Source organism: Sphingomonas sp. (assembly GCF_017304635.1).
Lineage (GTDB): Bacteria > Pseudomonadota > Alphaproteobacteria > Sphingomonadales > Sphingomonadaceae > Sphingomonas.
The window spans coordinates 1,237,329-1,254,859 of the sequence record NZ_JAFKMA010000001.1 but is presented as its reverse complement, the minus strand read 5'-3'; the positions used below and the strand labels follow the sequence as shown (position 1 = coordinate 1,254,859).

Here is a 17,531-nt window from a genome sequence, read left to right as displayed (position 1 = left end):
CTCCTGGTCTTCATCCTTATCTGGTCGGGGCCGCGGCGAGCGCGGCGGCGATCGCCTGCCGCATCGGCTTGGGCCGGAACGCGTCGTCATAGGGGCAGGGACGCCGCCGGGCACCGTCCGGGCGGGGCTTGAACCCCTCGATCCAGCTATAGCGGTCGCACATCCCCCAGACGAGCACGTCGCGGACCTGTCGATAGTCGAGCGTGAGGTCGAGATAGGCCTTGGTGCAGTCGGCGACGGCACGGTCGCGAGCCGCCGGGTCGGCCGGCAGATTGTCGTCGCGCACGTCGAGTTCGGTCACCACTAGCCCGAATCCCATTGCGGTGACGGCATCGAGGAAATGGCGCCAGTCGGCCTCCATTCCCTGGAGGCTCGCATCGCGACCCTGCGTAATGAGATGCGATTGCAGCCCGAGCGCGTCGACCGGCGTGCCACGGCGGCGGAATCCTTCGAGCAGGCGCAACACGCCCGCGCGATGCTCGGCATTGCCGGGCTCCCAGCCCATGTAATCGTTATAGACGAGTTGCGCGCCGGGCGCTGCCGCCCGCGCCGTGTGGAAGGCGAGATCGAGCAACGGCTCGGTCCCGCCATAGGCACGCGACAGGACTGTGTCGTACAACTGGCCGTCCGATGGGCGCACTGCCTCGTTGACGACGTCCCACGCCGTGACGCGAGTGCCGAAGTGGCGGCACACCGTCTCGATATGTCGGGTCAGCAGTTCCGCCGCGGCATCGCGCGGGCGATGGCCGAAATCATAATCATTCACCCATTTCGGCAGCCACTTGGGCTGATGCCACAGCAGATTGTGCCCGCGCATCGCCATACCGTGCCGCTCGGCGTAGCGGACGATCGCGTCGGCTCGCGTGAAGTCGAACGTCGCCGGGGCATAGTGGAGCGACGGCCACTTCATTTCATTTTCGGCGACGAGCAATCCGCAATCGCGTTCGAGCAACGCGGCATAGCGCGGGTTGGCGAACGACGCGCGGTCGGCGCCGGGTGGTCCCCATGCCAAGGCCGACCCGAACCGCAGTCCCCGGCTCCGCGCGATCGCATGGAGCGAGTCTTCGGACGCGGCGAGAGCAGGAGCGTTCCCGACCAGCGCCGCGCTCGCGCCGAGCAGCAAGGTTTCCCGCCGGGTGAAGGCGCTGGTCACAAGCGAGCTTCGCAAGCCGGCGCAGCGGAAATGTCGACTGGAAAGGTGAACAGGTCGCCGGCCAGCGGTTGCGCAGCGAGGGCGGCGGCATCGAGCCCCTGGCGCGCGGTCGTGGCGAAGGCGGTGCGGCCGTCCGCGCCGCCCAGCGCCACCTTGGTCACGTTGGCGGCGGGAAAGCGCACCTCGTGAGTCAGCGTGCCGCTCGCGTCGTATCGCCGCGCCGCCCATCCGCCGTAGAATCCGACCCACACGCCGCCCTCGGCATCGGTCGAGACGCCGTCGGGATGGCCCTGTGCCGGGTCGATCGTCAGGAAGCGTCGCTGGCGGGCGAGTTCACCATCGGCCGTCACCTCGTAAGCATCGATCGTGCGCGCTAGCGTATCGACCGCGTACAAGGTCGTCCCGTCGGGCGAGACGGCGGGGCCGTTGGTGATCTCGGTCGGCGCGATGCCGGTGTCCTGCACCATGCCCCCGGCAAGGCGGTAGAACCGTCCGCTGGCGGCGGCTTCACGATTGTCCATCGACCCGAACCAGATACGGCCGGCGCGATCCACCGTCGCGTCGTTCAGGCGATTGTCGGGCAGGTCGGGCTCGATCGTCGCCAGCGGAGCGAACGCGCCCGTCGCCGGGTCGAAACGATGCAGGCCGTCGGACAAGCCCACGACGAGGCCGCCATCGCTCGCCGGCAGGATCCAGCCGACATGCGTTGGGGCGGGCCAACTGTCGTGCGCGCCAGTGGCCGGATCGAAGCGATGGATGCGTGGCGCCTTGATATCGACGAACCATAGGGCGCGATCGCGTTCGATCCAAACCGGCCCCTCGCCGAGTTCCGCGCCGACCGAAAGTACCGGTTTCGCCTCGATCATCGTCACCGCCATCCGGCATCCACCCAATAATTGTGCCCGGTGCACATACGCGCATCGTCCGAGGCGAGAAACAACGCCATCGCCGCCACGTCGGCTGGCTGGATACGCCCCGTCAGGCATTGCGCCGCGACGATCCCCGCCTCGCCCTCGGGCGTGTACCATTGGCGCTGGCGGGGCGTGTCGACGTTGCCGGGCACGATCGTGTTGACGCGGATGCCGTCGCCGCCGAGCTCGCGCGCCAGCGCGCGGGTCATACCCTCGATCCCGGCCTTGGCGGTCTGGTAGAGCGTCAGTTCGGGCAGGCCGAGATGCCAGCTGATCGATCCGAAATTGACGATCGCGCCCGACGACTGCGCCTGCATGCTCGGGATCACCGCCTGCGCGGCGAAGAACAGGTGGCGCAGGTTCACCGCGATGCGATCGTCCCAATAATCAGGCGTGACGTCGTGCGGCGAATGGCGATCGTCGCTCGCCGCATTGTTGACGAGGACGTCGACCCCGCCGAGCGTCGCGATCGCTGCGCGCATCGTCTCGGCCAAGACATCGAGGTCGCGCAGATCGAGCTGGTAGAAGACCGGCGGCACGGCGGCGTCCGCCGACAGCCGATCGACCAGTTCGCGCGACGGCTCTTCCGATCGATCGACAAAGACGACGCGCGCGCCCTGATCGACGAATCCCTCGACCAGCGCAGCGCCGATACCCGACCCGCCGCCGGTGACGATGACTCGCTTGTCGCGGAGCGACGGATAGACGGCGCGGTTCGCGATCATCGTCCGGTCCCGATCAATCCCCGCGCGGCCAGGTTGCGCATCGTCGCACCAATTCCATCGACCCAGGCTGGTGCGTCGCACGCGTGCATCACCGGATTGACCAGCCGCCCCAGCCGATCGCTGGCTATGGTGACGACATCGCCGACCTTGTGCGTGAAACCGCGCCCCGGATGGTCGCGATCCTGGGTCGGCGCGAACATCGTGCCGCAGAACAGCGCGAAACCGTCCGGGAAGTGATGCTCGCTCATCGCCTGGCGCAGCAGTTCGAGCGGATCGCGGCTGATCTCGCGCATCGAACTCGATCCGCGCAGCACGTAACCATCGTTGCCCTCGATCGTCAGCGCGACCTCGGCCGCACGGACGTCGTCGATCGTGAAACCGTCATCGAACAGCCGGATGAACGGCCCCAGCGCACACGATGCGTTGTTGTCCTTGGCCTTGCCCAGCAGCAGCGCCGAGCGTCCCTCGAAATCGCGCAGATTGACGTCGTTGCCCAGCGTCGCGCCGACCGCCTTGCCGTGCGGATCGGCGATGACGACGACCTCCGGCTCGGGATTGTTCCAGTCCGAATCCGACCGCACGCCGACCGCCGCGCCCCAGCCGACCGTCGACAGAACGGGGGACTTGGTGAAGATTTCCGCGTCGGGGCCGATCGCCACTTCGAGATATTGCGACCACAGGCCCTCGGCGATCAGCACCGCCTTCAACGCCGCCGCTTCTGTCGAGCCGGGCGTCACGCTCCGGATGCTGCCGCCGATGCTCGTCTCGAGCCGGTCGCGCATGTCCCGCGCTGCCATCGCATCGCCGCGCGCGCGTTCCTCGATGACGCGCTCGACCGCGGAAACCGCGAAGGTCACGCCGCTCGCCTTCACGCATTGCAGGTCGATCGGACTGAGCAGCCGGGGATGCGCGCCCGTGACCGACAATTCCAGCGTATCGAGCGTGCCGACCGCCACGCCTTGCGACGGGTCGAAAGCACCGGCCTCGATCAGCAACGACACGGTCGGGGCGACGCGCGACATGTCGTGGACGATGCCGCCGGCCACGATCACGGGAGAGGGGCCATCGCCGAAATCGATCCGCCCCAGCAGCAGGGCGTCGCGCCAATCGTCGGGCAGGTTCTCGGCGGCGTCGAACGCGGCAGGTGTCATATCGGGGCTCATGATAGCGCTACCGTATTGGTTGGCCCGCCGTCGTCAAGCCGTGATCGGGCGTCGGGACGGCGATACGGAAAGGTCCAACGGGCAGCGGCGACGCGTCGAACAGATTGACCACGGGCGCGTCGGCCCAGGCGTACCGCACTTCCGCGACCGGCCGACCATCGCCCGCCAGCCGCACGTCGTCCCCGGTAACTGCTCCGAGCGCGTATCGGCAGTCCTTCCCGCCGGCGCCGCACAATTCGAAGCCGATCGCACGGTCGCTGCTCCGCATATGCAGACCGCCGGTGACGCCGGTGAAATGCAGCACCACGCCGCCGTCGGGCTGCGCGCCGACGCCGGCGATCGCCGGCGTCGGCGGCGAGCGCGGATTGCGATAGGTCATCGTCGCCATCGCGCGTGCGATCCGGCGGCCGACTTCGTGCTTCTCGCCCGGATGGATGTCGAGCGGATCGCCAAGGTCGATCGTCACCGCCAGCGCGGCGTGGCCGTCGCGGATCGTCGCTTGCCGCTGCTCCTCGCGCAACGCCGCCCAGCCGCTCTGCTCGGGCGCCGTCGCCGGCTTGCCATAGGCCGAGAGTTGGACGACCACGAACGGCAGCGTCGGCTGTCCGAATTGGCGGCGCCAGTCGCTCATCATCGCCGTCAGCCGATCGGCGTAACCGGTGCTGCCGGCGTCGGTCTCGCCCTGGTACCAGGCGACGCCGGCGAACTTGAACGTGCCCAGCGGCGCGATCATCGCATTGTAGATGACGCCGGCGCCGGCGATGTCGTCCCACGGCACGCGGGGCACGTTCGGCGGGGTCGTCTCGGCGGCCGCGTAGCGCCAGCCGTCACCGATCGGAACCGTGCCGCCGTCCGCCAGCTCCAGCTTCATCGCGTCGACCGGACCGAGCAGGCCGCCGTCCGCATAGACGTTGTCGACATTGACCACGATGACGTTGCGCCCGGCATGCAGCGTGCCGGCCGCCAGCGGATAATGCCGCTGCGCACCGGGGTTGCCGTTGGCGCCGACCGCGATGCCGTTGACCCAAGTCTGGTCCATGTCGTCGGCGACGCCGATGCCGAGCGTTGCCGCGCCGCGCGCCTGCGCCGCGGTCAGCGTGACCTCGCGACGGTACCAGACCATGCCCTGATGGTCGACGAGCGCCGGGACGCCCCATCGACCCCAGGCTTCGATCGTCGGCACGGGGCGCCAGTCGAGCGTCGTCGCCGGCTGCCACGGTTCACGGCCGGGGGCGACGCCGGTCTGCTGACGCCACCACGACTCCCATGTCTTGCCGGCCTGCCGGGCCGCCGCCGCCGGATCGTGGGTGTAGAGTTGTAGCAGAGCGGCGTCGGCGGCGCGTCCGCCCGCCTTCAGCGCACGATCGCCCATCCACGCGCTGATCGCGGTGCCGCCCCAGCTCGACGCGATCGCGCCGATCGGCACGTGCATGCTTTGCCGCAGCGTCTTGACCGTGAAATAGCAGGCGGCGGAGAAGTCGGCGATGCTGTCGGGACCGGCGATCTTCCAGGCCGGGACATGCGCGAAGGCGGTCTGCGGTTGCAGCGCGGTCGTCTTGTCGATCGTCATCACTCGCAGCATCGCGTCGCCCGACGCCGGCACCGTCCCCCAACTGTCCTGCGCGCGGCTGACTTGCAACTCCATGTTCGACTGGCCGGAACACAGGAACACGTCGCCGATCAGGATGTCGGTGGCGGTCGCGGTGCCGGAGGTGCCCACCACCGTCAGCGTGAGCGCCGAGCCGCCCGCCTCGCGCGGGGCGAACGCGACGGCGAAACGACCGTCCGTGCCGACCCGCGCCGTCGTATGCTCGTCGCCCAGCGCAACGGTCAGAGTCTCGCCGGGATCGGCGGTGCCGGTGACGAGGATCGGCTGGCCTCGCTGAATGACGGCATGATCGTCGAACTGCGGGTCGAGCCTGGGCGCGGCGGACGCCGGGATCGCCAGTAGCAGCGGTGTCGCCGCCAGGACATGCCGCATCATCGTGAGGGTTCTCCGTCTTGCGTGGTGGCCCAGCCGGGCTCGATCCGGTCGATGGCGCCCTCGATCAGCCGGGCGAGCAGGCGGTCGTCGGCGAGCGAGGGATGGCTGTCGCATCCGTCGCGCGCGAGACCGTCGAACAGCAGTGGCGTCGCACGGCCTAGCCACCGGGCGTCGATCGTCGCGGCAACCGCCTCGACATCCGCATAGAAATCCGGCGAGCCCATCAGCACGAACCGCGCCTGCGGCTGCGTCGCCGCCAGCCGGGTGACGAACGTGACATATTGCCGGCGATAATCGGCGCGCAACGCGGCATCGTCGGCCCAGCGCTCGCCGGCATGCAGCCGGGTGGAGAAGTCGTTGGTGCCCAGATTGACGACGATCATTTGCGGCCGCCAGTCACCGACCGAACTCTCCCATCGCGCGGCATCGCTCGGCTTCAACCGCCGATAGAGCAGGGGCATCGCGATATCGGGCGTGATCCCGTTGTAATTGCGCACCACGCCGATCCCCGAATAGGCGTTGATGCGATAGTCCGCGTCGTAATGCCGCGCGACGATCGGGCCAAACGCGGCCTGCGTGTCGGTGGTGTCGTGGACGGCATCCTGCGTGCAGGTCCGCGTCGTCGATGTGTTGCCGTAGCCGACCGTGTAGGAATCGCCGACGAATTCGATCGCTCGCGGCGCGCGCACGATTGGGAGCGGTATGCTGCCAGCAGCCGGATAGAATCCGATGAAGCGCGCTTCGCCGTGTTGGTTCTCGGTCAGTTTCGCCAGCCGGACGACGTGATCGCCGGCGGTCAGCCCGTCGATGACGGCGTCCACCGCACCCGGCTTTTCGAACCGCCGCATCTCATGCCCGTCGATCAGTAGGCGGAAGAAATCGGTGGCGGCGACGAAGCGCACGCGCACCGCCGTCCCGCGAAAACGGCCCTCGAAATACGTGCCGGGCCAGCCGAAGCTGACGCTGCCGTCCGCTTCCGGCACGATGCGACCGCCGATCTTCAGCGGCAACGGCGCCTTTTGCGGGGCCGGTGCCGCCGCGGTCAGAGCCAGTGCTGCGGCGAGGGTGGCGATGCGCATCACGCCGCCGCCCGGCCGGCGCGGCGCATCGCGCTCGCATGGGCGGCGATCACGCAGCGCGTGGAGACGTCGACGTCAAACACGCTGTACCATCCCTGCGGCTCGTGCGGCGGGTCGCCGACCAGATGGGCGGGGCCGGGGCGGTAGCGATGGTCGGCGGTCGCGCTCCGTCCGCTGCCGCCCCATGCCCAGAAATTCGTGCCGGCGGTCGGGCCGCCATCGGCGACGTCCGCCTCCGCCATGCCGTAGATCAGGCGGTAGAAGCGATCCTTCCAGACGGTCGGCGAGCCGGGATCGTAGCCATGGTCGCGCGGAAAGCCGAATTCCTCGATCACCAACGGCTTGTTCAACTGGTTGGCCAACGCGACGTGGCGGCGGACATAGTCGCGCACTTTCGCCGCACCGCTTTCCCACGTTCCCGCCAGATCCTTGTCGTCGACCCAGCTCCAGTTGAGTGGCCAGATGTGCGCGGTCAGATAGTCGATCTCCGGAATCGCATGCTCGGCCAGCACGATCGCGGGATCGTCGACGCCGCCCTGCAACCCCTCGCTGCCGGTCGAGACGAGATGGTTCGGATCGATCGACTTGATGAGCCGCGCCGTGCCGCGAACCCAGTCGAGGAACGGCGGCAGGCCGGCATGGGCGACCTCGGCGCTGCCGCCCGGGCGGGGCTCGTTCGCCAACTGCCACGCCATGATCGTCGGATCGTCGATATAGCGCATGCCGGTCACGCTATTGGTCCGCCCGACCACCGCTCGCACATACTCGTGATACAGCGCGATCGCCGCCGGGCTGCGGTAGAATTGCGCGGTCATGTCGGCGAACGCCGGCCAGGGATGCGCCGGGTCGTTCGGCTCGATGTAGCGACCGCCATTGGTCCAGGACAGATAGGTCATCATGCCGCCCGACCAGTCCCAGAAGTTGGTCAGGTAGAGCACCGCGCGCATGCCGCGCTTGCCCATTTCGGCGAGCGCCACGTCGAGCCCGCGCAGCAGCGTTTCGTTGTACGCGGTGCCCTGGTCGCGAAAGCTCGGCTTGACCGCGTTCCTGAGCGGCGAGGCTTCCGACGACGCCAGGATGCGGAGGTTGCCGATCCCCATCCCGGTGAGCGCGTCGAGTTCGCGGCGCAATCGCGCGCGGTCGCCGATCGGCGCCTCCGCGCCGAGATAGGCGGCGTACCACATATTGGCGCCGGCATAGCGATAGCGGTCGCGGCCGATCATCAGGTGTGAAGCGTCGCGGCGTACGAACGGTCGCTCGTCGCGCGATGCCGGCATCGCGGCCAGCACCGGCCGTGCCGCGCTCGCTGCCAAGGTCGCGGCGGCCCCCGCGATGACGCTTCGCCGATCGGTCATCCCACCCCTTTCGCTCGTTAGCGAGTCGGCATAAGGTAGCGGTAACACGGAGGGGAGAACAAGGATGATCGCCACCCTGCAACGAAATGGGGCGCATTGGTGGCGGGCGTTGCTCGGGATCGCCGCCATGCTTGCCGCTTCGATGGCCGCAGCCGACCCCGCGCCGGCCGTGGCGGTCGATCGTCTTGCGCCGACCCCGCCGATGGGGTGGAACAGCTGGAACAAGTTCGCCTGCTCGGTCGACGAGGCCAAGGTGCGCCGCGTCGCCGATGCGATGGTCGCCTCGGGAATGCGCGATGCCGGCTATCGCTACGTCGTGATCGATGATTGCTGGCAGGGTCCACGCGACGCGAACGGCGTCATCACCGCCGACGCCACGAAGTTTCCCAGCGGGATCAAGGCGCTGGCCGACTATGTTCACGCGCGGGGCCTGTCGTTCGGTATCTATTCGGACGCCGGCGCCAGGACGTGCGGCGGGCGGCCCGGCAGCCAGGGGCACGAATATCAGGACGCGCTCGCCTATGCGCGCTGGGGCGTCGACTACCTTAAGTATGACTGGTGCGAGACGGGCACCCGCAACGCGGAGGAAGCGTATCGCACCATGGCCGCGGCGCTGAAGGCGACCGGGCGGCCGATCCTGCTGTCGATCTGCGAATGGGGCACCAGCAAGCCGTGGCTATGGGCGGCGGGCGTCGGCCAGATGTGGCGCACCACCGGCGATATCGGCGACAAATGGGGCGGCAATCCCGAATGGGGGAAGGGGTTCACCGTGATCGCCGACCTGAACGAGCCGCTCTGGCCGTTCGCCGGACCGGGGCACTGGAACGATCCCGACATGCTGGAGGTCGGCAATGGCGGGCTGACCGATACCGAGTATCGCAGCCATTTCTCGCTCTGGGCGATGATGGCGGCGCCGCTGATCGCCGGCAACGACGTGGCGAGCATGGATGCGGCGACGCGCGACATCCTGCTCAACCGCGACGTCATCGCGGTCGATCAGGATCCGCTTGGTGTCCAGGGCCATCGCGTCGCGAAGGACGGCGACCGCGAAGTGTGGGTGAAGCCGCTGTCGGGCGGGCGGCGGGCGGTGCTGCTGTTCAATCGCGGTGTGGCGCCGGCGACGATCGCGGCGGACTGGGCGATGCTCGACCTGGCGCCGGCGCTGTCGTTGCGCGTGCGCGACCTGTGGGCGCATCGCGAGCTCGGGTCGATGCGCGGCCGGCTGTCGGCGACGGTCGCACCGCACGGCGTCGCCATGTTCGTGGTGAGCCTGTGAATCGGCCGGGCATGAGGCGTTGGCTGACGATCGTCGTCGGGGTGCTCGGCGCGGTGGCCGCTGGGATTGCCGGCGCGTGGCCGGCGGCACGGTTCGCGACGGTCGATCGCAACGGCGCGCTGGTCGCGATCGAGCCCTATGGCCCCAACATCGTCCGCGTCACGATCGCGCTCGATCGGAGCGAGGTGGAGCGGGCGGCGGGCTACGGCATCAGCGGCACGCCCGACCAGACTGGGTGGGAGCATCGCGGCGACGCCAGCGGCGACGTCTTCGCCTCGTCCGCGCTGACCGTCAGCGTCGCTGCGCAACCCAAGCCCAAGCCGCCGAGCCAGATGGATCGCTATTTCGCGCCCTCGCTGCCGCCGGTGTCGATCGCGTTCGCACGCGCCGATGGCTCGGCGATCACGCGGATGAACGGCTGGGACCTGGCGCCGCACGTCGTCGCCGGCGAGCGCACCTTCCAGACCGGCGCGGCGTTCGCCGACACCCCCGCCACGCATTATTACGGGCTCGGCCAGAATCAGGAGGGCGTGCTCGACCTGCGCGGGCGCACGATCGACTGCCGCCACAATTACGATGCGCCGGCGGGCGAGACGGTGTGCGTGCCGTTCCTGGTGACCAACCAGGGCTATGCGATCGTGTGGGACAATCCATCGGCCACGACGGTGTCGCCCGGGCTGCACAATGCGACTCGCTTCCAGTCGGAAGTCGGCGAGCGCGTCTCGTTCTTCGTGATCGTCGGCCGGACGGCGGACGAGCTCTATGCCGGCTATCGTCGCCTGACCGGCGTCACGCCGCTGCCGCCCAAGGCCGCGTTCGGCTTCATCCAGAGCAAGGCGCGCTACGAGACGCAGGCCGAGTTGCTGGGCATCGCCGCCGAATATCGCAAGCGCGGCTATCCGCTCGACGTGATGGTGCTCGACTGGTTCTACTGGACGCGGATGGGGCAGATCGACATCGATCCCGCCGCCTTCCCCGATCCCGACGCGATGAACCGGCAGTTGCACGATTGGGGCATGCACTCGATCATCAGCGTGTGGCCGCGGTTCGAGCGCGAATCGCGCTATCACGACTGGCTGGCGAGCAAGGGCTGGCTGCTCCACGATTCCGATGGCGCGCCGGTCGACGGCCTGCCGGTACGGTCCGACCGGGCCGGCGCGCTGATCGATTCGACCAACCCCGATGCGCGTGCGTGGTTCTGGGATCGCATTCGCGACAATATCGCGAGCCGCGGCTTCGACTGGTTCTGGCTCGACGAGACGGAGCCGGACCTCGTGCCAGACGGCCATTTCTATTCGATCGGCAGCGGCGACCGGTTCCACAACCTCTATCCGCTGGTGCACACGCAAGGCGTGGCGGAAGGGTCGGCGCGCGACCGGCCGGCCAAGCGCAACCTGATCCTCGCGCGCGCCGCCTATCTGGGTGCGCAGGCGAACGGCGCGATCTTCTGGTCGTCCGACGTGCAGTCGACGTGGGAGGCGCTGCGGCGACAGGTTCCGGCGGGGCTTGGCTTCACTGCGTCCGGCATGGCGTATTGGAGCAGCGACACCGGTGGCTGGCAATGGCCGAACGGGCCGGCGGCGGCGCACCCGGTGCTGGTCGATCCGGCGGGCGCGACCGCGATGGCGCCCAGCTATCGCGACTATCCCGAGCTGTTCGTGCGCTGGTTCGAATACAATACGCTGACGCCGACGCTGCGCATCCACGGCCAGCGCCCGGCGACCGCGATCTGGCAATATGGCGCGGCGGCGGAGCCGATCCTCGCGCAATGGCTACGCTTCCGCTACGCGCTGATGCCCTACCTCTATTCACTCGGCCGCCAGACGTACGAGACCGGCGCGCCGTTCATGCGCGCGCTGTTCATGGATTTTCCCGACGATCCGCGCGTCGCGACGATCGGCGACGAATATATGTTCGGACCGGCCTTCCTGGTCGCGCCAGTGACCGACCAGGGGACGACCGCGCGGCAGGTCTATCTGCCGGCCGGGACCGACTGGTACGATTACTGGACCGAGCGTCGCTATGCCGGCGGCCAGACGATTACCTCGGCGGCGCCGATCGACCGGATCCCCTTGTTCGTGCGCGCCGGGTCGATCGTGCCGCTGGGCAAGCCGATCCAGAACACGTCCGAGAAACAGGATCTGGCCGAGATCCGCGTCTATCCCGGCCGCGACGCGACGTTCGCGCTGTATGACGACGATGGCGTCTCCAACGCCTATCGCTCGGCGGGAACCGGCGGTACGACGCTGCGCTGGGACGAGCGCGGGCAGCGGCTGCGGGCGGATGGGGCGTTGCCGACGCGTCAGCCGCTGGCGCCGCTGGTCCGGGTCGTTCGCCCGGCGCCGTAACCGCTTCCCACTCTTCTCTCCAAGCCTCAGGACTAGCTTCATATGTCGATGAATGACGGTCATTTTCTCGTCGGGTCGCGTGCCGTCGTCCGGCCCGAAACCTTTCAGGCGATCAACCCCGCGACGGGGCAGGAAATCGCCCCGGCCTTCTCGATCGCGACCACGGCCGACGTCGCGGACGCCTGTGCCCAGGCTGAGGCCGCGTTCGATTCGTTTCGTGCCACGACGCCGGAGGATCGCGCCCGTTTCCTTAAGACGATCGCCGAGCGGATCGACGCGATCGGCGATGCGCTGATCGAGCGCGCAATGGCGGAAAGCGGCCTGCCGCAGGCCCGCCTGACCGGCGAGCGCGGGCGGACCACAGGGCAGTTGCGGCTGTTCGCACGCGTGTTGCGCGAGGGGCATTGGGCGGGCGTCGTGCTCGATCCGCCGCTGCCCGAGCGCCAGCCGCTACCGCGGGCCGACCTGCGCCAGCGCCGCATCCCGCTTGGACCGGTCGCCGTGTTCGGCGCGTCGAACTTCCCGCTCGCCTTCTCGGTCGCGGGCGGCGACACGGCGTCGGCGCTGGCGGCGGGGTGCCCGGTCGTGGTCAAGGCGCATCCGGCGCATCCCGGCACCTCCGCACTCGTCGGCGATGCCATTCGCGAGGCCGTGGCGGCGTGCGGCCTGCCCGAGGGCGTGTTCTCGATCCTCCAGGGGCCGTCCTACACACTCGGCGAGGCGTTGGTGCGCGATCCCCGGATCAAGGCGGTCGGCTTCACCGGCAGCCGGTCGGGCGGGCTGGCCCTTGTCAACATCGCTCAGGCTCGCCCCGAGCCGATCCCGGTCTATGCCGAGATGTCGAGCGTCAACCCGGTGATCCTGTTCCCGGCGGCGCTGGCCGATCGCGCCGAAGCGCTGGGCACCGGGTATATCGCGTCGCTGACGATGGGGGCAGGGCAGTTCTGCACCAATCCGGGCGTAGTGCTGGCGGTCGACGGCCCCGATCTCGATCGGTTTGCGGCGGCAGCGGCGCAGGCCCTGGGGGGAGCGCAGCCGCAGGTGATGCTGACCCCCGGCATCCATCGTGCCTATAGCGAGGGCGTCAACGGGCGGAGCAACCATGCGGCGGTCGAACTACTGGCCGAAGGCGTGGCCGCGGGCGGGGCCAATTGCGGCCGCGCGGCGCTGTTCTCGACCACCGGCGCTGCGTTCGCGGCGGACCCGACGCTGGCCGAGGAACTGTTCGGCGCGGCGTCGATCATCGTGCGATGCGCCTCGCTCGACGAGATCGCGAATTTGCTCGAAGTCATCGAAGGGCAGTTGACCATCACGTTGCAGATCGACGCGGCCGACCACGACGCCGCGCGACGCCTGCTGCCGATCGCCGAGCGCAAGGCGGGGCGGATCCTCGCCAATGGCTGGCCGACCGGGGTCGAGGTCAGTCATGCCATGGTCCATGGCGGGCCGTTCCCGGCGACGTCGGACGCGCGGACGACGTCGGTCGGCGCCACGGCAATCGACCGTTTCCTGCGGCCGGTCTGCTATCAGGATATCCCGGACGCGCTGTTGCCCGACATGCTGCGCGACGCGAACCCGCTCGACCTGCCACGCTACGTGAGTTGACGGTGCGAGGCGCGCCGGCGGTCTAGAGGGCCTGGGCCTTCAGGACCGCCGGGTCGCTGGCGAGCGCGTACAGGAATGACCGCCGTTCCGGCGACCCTTGCGGCAGCTTGGCGAGCCGACGGGACTGATCTTCGGTCAGCTGGAACCGCGCATAGCCGCGGCTGACGAGGCACTGATCGACCGCCGACTGCATGACGGTTTGCAGATGCGCGATGCGGCGATCGGGCTGGATGCTGGCGCGGATGCGTTCGAGCCGGTTGGCCTGGTTCACCGCCGAATCCACCGGATTGTCGCCCGGCAGCGCGGTCGAAACGCTCTGGCTGGCATCGTCGAGCTGGCGCGACGCCCGCACGAACGCCTTGGCGTCGTCGGTCTGGGCGATGTCGAGATAATAGCCCTGGCGGCCGCATTCGATCGCGTCCCGCCGGTATTGCTCCAGCGACACGCCGGCGCGGCCCCAGCTTTGCGGGGTCGGCTTGGACTTGGGCCCGGCCAGCGCCGGATTGCTCACAGCGAGCATCAATAATGTGATCGCCAACCGATCCATCTTCGCCTCCGCCAACGTTCGCGACACTCGATCATAAGCGAGATTTCACGCTGCCGCCACGCCGATCGACGGTCGCCAGAAACCGTCTTGTTAGCGTTATCATGTCGATGTACCGTTCTCTCCGGGACGCGACCAACGAGCGCGGCGGGCGACTGCGGACACCGCAGCCATGGGAGACGGATATGCGTGAGATCAATCGGCGTGACCTGGCCAAGGGCCTCGGCGTGGCCGCGACCGTACTGGCCGGCGACGTGCTGAGCGCCGGCAACGCCGTCGCCGCACCGATCGACCAGAGTTTCCCCAACGGATTCCGCTGGGGGTGCGCCACCGCCGCCTACCAGATCGAGGGCGCCGTGAACGAGGACGGTCGCGGCCCGACCAATTGGGACGTGTTCTGCAAGACGCCCGGCAAGGTCGCCAACGGCGATACCGGCGACGTCGCGTGCGACAGCTATCACCTCTATCCGCGCGACATCCAGCTGCTGAAGGACTTGGGCGTCGGCACCTATCGCATGTCGATCGCCTGGTCGCGGATCTTCCCGGAAGGACGCGGCAAGCCCAACCAGAAGGGGATCGACTATTACAACCGCGTGATCGACGCGTTGCTGGCGGCGGGCATCGACCCGTACGTCACGATGTTCCACTGGGATTACCCGGTCGCGCTGGCGGGCGGATGGCAGAACCGCGACACCGCGCTCGCCTTCGCCGATTATGCCGGGTTCATGGCAGGCAAGCTGTCGGATCGCGTCCGCCATTTCATGACCGTGAACGAACTGCGCTGCTTCACCGACCTCAGCTACATGCAGGGTCTGCACGCGCCGGGTCTTCGCTTGCCGCCGGCCCAGGTCAACCAGGTGCGGCACCACGGCGTGCTGGCGCACGGCCTCGGCGTCCAGGCGATCCGCGCGCACGCGAAGGCGGGGGCCAAGGTCGGGCTGGCCGACAATACGACGATCTACACCCCGGCGATCGAGACGGCCGAGCACATCGCCGCCGCGCGCAAGGCGACGCGCGAGATGAACGCGATGTTCCTGACCGCGATCATGGAAGGCCGCTACATCGACGAATATCTGCAACAGGAGGGGGCGAACGCGCCTAAGGTGCAGCCGGGTGACATGGCCGCGATCGGCAGTCCGCTCGATTTCGTCGCGCTCAACATCTACGCACCGGAATGGGTCCGTGCCGACGACAGTGCCAAGGGCTATGCCGTCGTCCCGCACATCGGATCGTCGCCGCGCATGGCCTCGCCGTGGCTCGTGGTCGGGCCGGAGGTCGCCTATTGGGGCGTGCGCCACGTCAGCGAATTGTGGAGGCCCAAGGAGCTCTACATCTCCGAAAACGGCGCATCGGCCGACGATCCGGTGACCAACGGCCGTATCGATGACGTCGATCGCGTCATGTACCTGCGCAACTATGTCGGCCAGTTCCGCCGCGCGGTCGCCGAGGGCTATCCGCTCAAGGGCTATTTCCTGTGGAGCCTGATGGACAATTTCGAATGGGCGGACGGCTATACCAAGCGGTTCGGCATCCATTACGTCGACTTCAAGACGCAGACGCGCACGCCCAAGCTGAGCGCGGCGTGGTACAAGGAAGTCATCCGCCAGAACCGGATCGTCTGACGGGGACAGGCAATCGGTCGGAGCGGCCGGTTGCGGGTGAGTGAGCTGCAGCATCGGGATTGCGAGGGGGCACCATGAAACTGGGGATGGCAGGGGCACGTCTGGGTGTCGCGGCGGCGGCGATCGCGCTGGCTCCCGCGGCGAGCGTTCGCGCGCAGCACGCTGACGCGGGCAGCGTGTCGGTCAGCGTCGACGCTGGCAGCGCCGGCCCGAAGATCGATCGCAACATCTTCGGCCAGTTCGCCGAACATCTCGGCACCGGCATCTATGGTGGCGTCTGGGTCGGGCGAGGCTCGGCCATCCCCAACGTGCGCGGCATCCGCACCGACGTCGTGCAGGCCCTGCGCGCGATCCGCGTGCCCAATGTCCGCTGGCCCGGCGGCTGTTTCGGCGACGAATATCACTGGCGCGACGGCGTCGGGCCGGCGGCGCAGCGCCACAGCCGGATCAACTCGAACTGGGGCAACGCGATCGAGCCCAACAGCTTCGGTACCGACGAGTTCATGGACTTCGCCGACCAGGTCGGCGCCGACGTGTTCGTGTCGGTCAACCTGGGCTCGGGCACGGTGCAGGAAGCGGCGGACTGGCTCGAATACATGACTGCCGACGTCCCGACCACGCTGGCGAAGGAACGCGCCGCCAACGGTCACCCGGCGCCGTACAAGATCACGTTCCTGGGCCTCGGCAACGAGAATTGGGGGTGCGGCGGCGCGATGTCGCCCGACCATTATGTCGAGAGCATGAAGCAGTTCGCGCACTACGCGCACAACTTCAACGCGGCGCAGACCGGCGCCACCGCCATGCGCCGCATCGCGGTCGGCTGGGACAGCGGCAGCAGCGATTATACCGACGCCGTCATGAAGGCGTGGAAGAACAAGACCTGGAGCTGGGATATCGAGGGCCTGTCGCTCCACGCCTACACCATCCCCAATACGTGGGAGAAGAAGGGGCCGAGCGTCGGGTTCGGCGTCGACGAATATGCCAAGGCGCTGAAGGCGACGCTCCAGATGAACCGCTGGATCGACACCCAGAGCGCGATCATGGACCGCTACGATCCGGGCAAGAAGATCGCGCTGTTCGTCGACGAATGGGGGCTGTGGGCCGACCCGATGCCGGGCACCAATCCGGGCTTCCTGCAACAGCAGAACACGATCCGCGACGCGGTGATCGCGGCGCTCAACCTCAACATCTTCATGCGCCACGCGGATCGTGTGCGCGGCACCAACATCGCGCAGATGGTCAACGTGCTCCAGTCGGTGATCCTGACGAGCGGACCGAAGATGGTGCTGACGCCGACCTACCACGTCTATCGCCTGTACGTGCCGTTCCACGATGCGACGCTGGTGCCGGTGCGGTTCGACGCGGGCAGCTACACCCATGGCGACATTCGCCTGCCGCGCGTGGATGCGGTCGCGGCGCGCGATACGAGCGGCAAGCTGTGGCTGTCGCTGGTCAACGTCGATCCGGACCGTTCGGTGCACATCGCGACGGCCATCGCCGGCGTGACGCCGCGCGCCGCGACCGGCCACGTCCTGACCGCGCCCGCCGTGGACAGCCACAACAGCTTCGACACGCCCAACGCCGTGACGCCGCAACCCTTCGCCGGCCGCGTGTCGGGCAGCACGCTCCAGTTCGACCTGCCGCCCAAGTCGATCGCCGTGGTGGCGGTGGATTAGGACGGAAGCGGCCCGGCGGCTGGGAGGATGATGTGTGGCGCACCCGACATGAAAGAGATGGGCACTCAGATCATTGGGAAATTTTCGTTC

General features: G+C 68.3%; 13 protein-coding genes. 5 read left to right on the top strand and 8 right to left on the bottom strand.

Features of this window, described 5'->3' with window-relative positions; genetic code table 11:
• Positions 1 to 16: 16 nt before the first annotated feature.
• The 7 genes from J0I47_RS06360 to J0I47_RS06330 are packed head-to-tail and all read right to left on the bottom strand — an operon-like array spanning position 17 to position 8,370.
• Positions 17 to 1,153, bottom strand: a complete 1,137-nt coding sequence (locus J0I47_RS06360; protein WP_294045646.1) for an endo-1,4-beta-xylanase — start codon at positions 1,151 to 1,153, stop codon at positions 17 to 19.
• Positions 1,150 to 2,031, bottom strand: a complete 882-nt coding sequence (locus J0I47_RS06355; RefSeq protein WP_294045645.1) for an SMP-30/gluconolactonase/LRE family protein — start codon at positions 2,029 to 2,031, stop codon at positions 1,150 to 1,152. The genes J0I47_RS06360 and J0I47_RS06355 overlap by 4 nt, the downstream gene beginning before the upstream one ends.
• Positions 2,022 to 2,789 carry an SDR family oxidoreductase gene (locus J0I47_RS06350; RefSeq protein ID WP_294045644.1) on the bottom strand — a complete coding sequence of 256 codons (768 nt, stop codon included), beginning with the start codon at positions 2,787 to 2,789 and terminating at the stop codon, positions 2,022 to 2,024. The genes J0I47_RS06355 and J0I47_RS06350 overlap by 10 nt, the downstream gene beginning before the upstream one ends.
• Complete coding sequence (locus J0I47_RS06345; RefSeq protein WP_294045903.1) at positions 2,786 to 3,940, bottom strand: fumarylacetoacetate hydrolase family protein; 1,155 nt, start codon at positions 3,938 to 3,940, stop codon at positions 2,786 to 2,788. Before J0I47_RS06345 ends, J0I47_RS06350 begins: the two co-directional genes overlap by 4 nt.
• A gap of 19 nt (positions 3,941 to 3,959) precedes the next feature.
• Positions 3,960 to 5,936 carry a sialate O-acetylesterase gene (locus J0I47_RS06340; RefSeq protein ID WP_294045642.1) on the bottom strand — a complete coding sequence of 659 codons (1,977 nt, stop codon included), beginning with the start codon at positions 5,934 to 5,936 and terminating at the stop codon, positions 3,960 to 3,962.
• Positions 5,933 to 7,015: an SGNH/GDSL hydrolase family protein gene (locus tag J0I47_RS06335; protein WP_294045641.1), complete on the bottom strand. Its 1,083-nt coding sequence runs from the start codon at positions 7,013 to 7,015 to the stop codon at positions 5,933 to 5,935. Before J0I47_RS06335 ends, J0I47_RS06340 begins: the two co-directional genes overlap by 4 nt.
• A complete protein-coding gene (locus tag J0I47_RS06330) occupies positions 7,015 to 8,370 on the bottom strand; it encodes a mannanase (RefSeq protein WP_294045640.1) in 1,356 nt (451 codons plus the stop codon). The genes J0I47_RS06335 and J0I47_RS06330 overlap by 1 nt, the downstream gene beginning before the upstream one ends.
• Positions 8,371 to 8,434: 64 nt before the next feature.
• Here J0I47_RS06330 and J0I47_RS06325 point away from each other — a divergent pair, with 64 nt between their 5' ends.
• From J0I47_RS06325 to J0I47_RS06315, 3 genes are read left to right on the top strand one after another with little or no spacing between them, the layout of a single operon-like run.
• Positions 8,435 to 9,646 carry an alpha-galactosidase gene (locus J0I47_RS06325; RefSeq protein WP_294045638.1) on the top strand — a complete coding sequence of 404 codons (1,212 nt, stop codon included), beginning with the start codon at positions 8,435 to 8,437 and terminating at the stop codon, positions 9,644 to 9,646.
• A gap of 11 nt (positions 9,647 to 9,657) precedes the next feature.
• Positions 9,658 to 11,994, top strand: coding sequence for a TIM-barrel domain-containing protein (locus J0I47_RS06320; protein ID WP_294045637.1), 2,337 nt, complete (start codon positions 9,658 to 9,660; stop codon positions 11,992 to 11,994).
• Positions 11,995 to 12,042: 48 nt separating this feature from the next.
• On the top strand, positions 12,043 to 13,599 hold the full coding sequence (locus J0I47_RS06315) for an aldehyde dehydrogenase (NADP(+)) (protein WP_294045635.1): 1,557 nt from the start codon (positions 12,043 to 12,045) through the stop codon (positions 13,597 to 13,599).
• A 22-nt stretch (positions 13,600 to 13,621) separates the two neighbouring features.
• Here the strand turns inward: J0I47_RS06315 and J0I47_RS06310 are convergent, their stop codons facing one another.
• Positions 13,622 to 14,119 carry a hypothetical protein gene (locus tag J0I47_RS06310; RefSeq protein ID WP_294045634.1) on the bottom strand — a complete coding sequence of 166 codons (498 nt, stop codon included), beginning with the start codon at positions 14,117 to 14,119 and terminating at the stop codon, positions 13,622 to 13,624.
• A 209-nt stretch (positions 14,120 to 14,328) separates the two neighbouring features.
• On the opposite strand from J0I47_RS06310, the gene J0I47_RS06305 reads away from it, so the two are divergent.
• Both J0I47_RS06305 and J0I47_RS06300 read left to right on the top strand, forming a co-directional pair.
• Positions 14,329 to 15,765, top strand: coding sequence for a GH1 family beta-glucosidase (locus tag J0I47_RS06305; protein WP_294045632.1), 1,437 nt, complete (start codon positions 14,329 to 14,331; stop codon positions 15,763 to 15,765).
• Between the two features lie 74 nt (positions 15,766 to 15,839).
• Complete coding sequence (locus J0I47_RS06300; RefSeq protein WP_294045631.1) at positions 15,840 to 17,441, top strand: alpha-L-arabinofuranosidase C-terminal domain-containing protein; 1,602 nt, start codon at positions 15,840 to 15,842, stop codon at positions 17,439 to 17,441.
• Positions 17,442 to 17,531: the final 90 nt, after the last annotated feature.

Bases quoted from the DNA above. Each gene is read 5' to 3' on its own strand.
- J0I47_RS06355 (WP_294045645.1), bottom strand. From the start codon at position 2,031: ATGGCGGTGACGATGATCGAGGCGAAACCGGTACTTTCGGTCGGCGCG.
- J0I47_RS06350 (WP_294045644.1), bottom strand. From the start codon at position 2,789: ATGATCGCGAACCGCGCCGTCTATCCGTCGCTCCGCGACAAGCGAGTC.
- J0I47_RS06345 (WP_294045903.1), bottom strand. From the start codon at position 3,940: ATGACACCTGCCGCGTTCGACGCCGCCGAGAACCTGCCCGACGATTGG.
- J0I47_RS06340 (WP_294045642.1), bottom strand. From the start codon at position 5,936: ATGATGCGGCATGTCCTGGCGGCGACACCGCTGCTACTGGCGATCCCG.
- J0I47_RS06335 (WP_294045641.1), bottom strand. From the start codon at position 7,015: ATGCGCATCGCCACCCTCGCCGCAGCACTGGCTCTGACCGCGGCGGCA.
- J0I47_RS06330 (WP_294045640.1), bottom strand. From the start codon at position 8,370: ATGACCGATCGGCGAAGCGTCATCGCGGGGGCCGCCGCGACCTTGGCA.
- J0I47_RS06325 (WP_294045638.1), top strand. From the start codon at position 8,435: ATGATCGCCACCCTGCAACGAAATGGGGCGCATTGGTGGCGGGCGTTG.
- J0I47_RS06320 (WP_294045637.1), top strand. From the start codon at position 9,658: ATGAGGCGTTGGCTGACGATCGTCGTCGGGGTGCTCGGCGCGGTGGCC.
- J0I47_RS06315 (WP_294045635.1), top strand. From the start codon at position 12,043: ATGAATGACGGTCATTTTCTCGTCGGGTCGCGTGCCGTCGTCCGGCCC.
- J0I47_RS06310 (WP_294045634.1), bottom strand. From the start codon at position 14,119: ATGCTCGCTGTGAGCAATCCGGCGCTGGCCGGGCCCAAGTCCAAGCCG.
- J0I47_RS06305 (WP_294045632.1), top strand. From the start codon at position 14,329: ATGCGTGAGATCAATCGGCGTGACCTGGCCAAGGGCCTCGGCGTGGCC.
- J0I47_RS06300 (WP_294045631.1), top strand. From the start codon at position 15,840: ATGAAACTGGGGATGGCAGGGGCACGTCTGGGTGTCGCGGCGGCGGCG.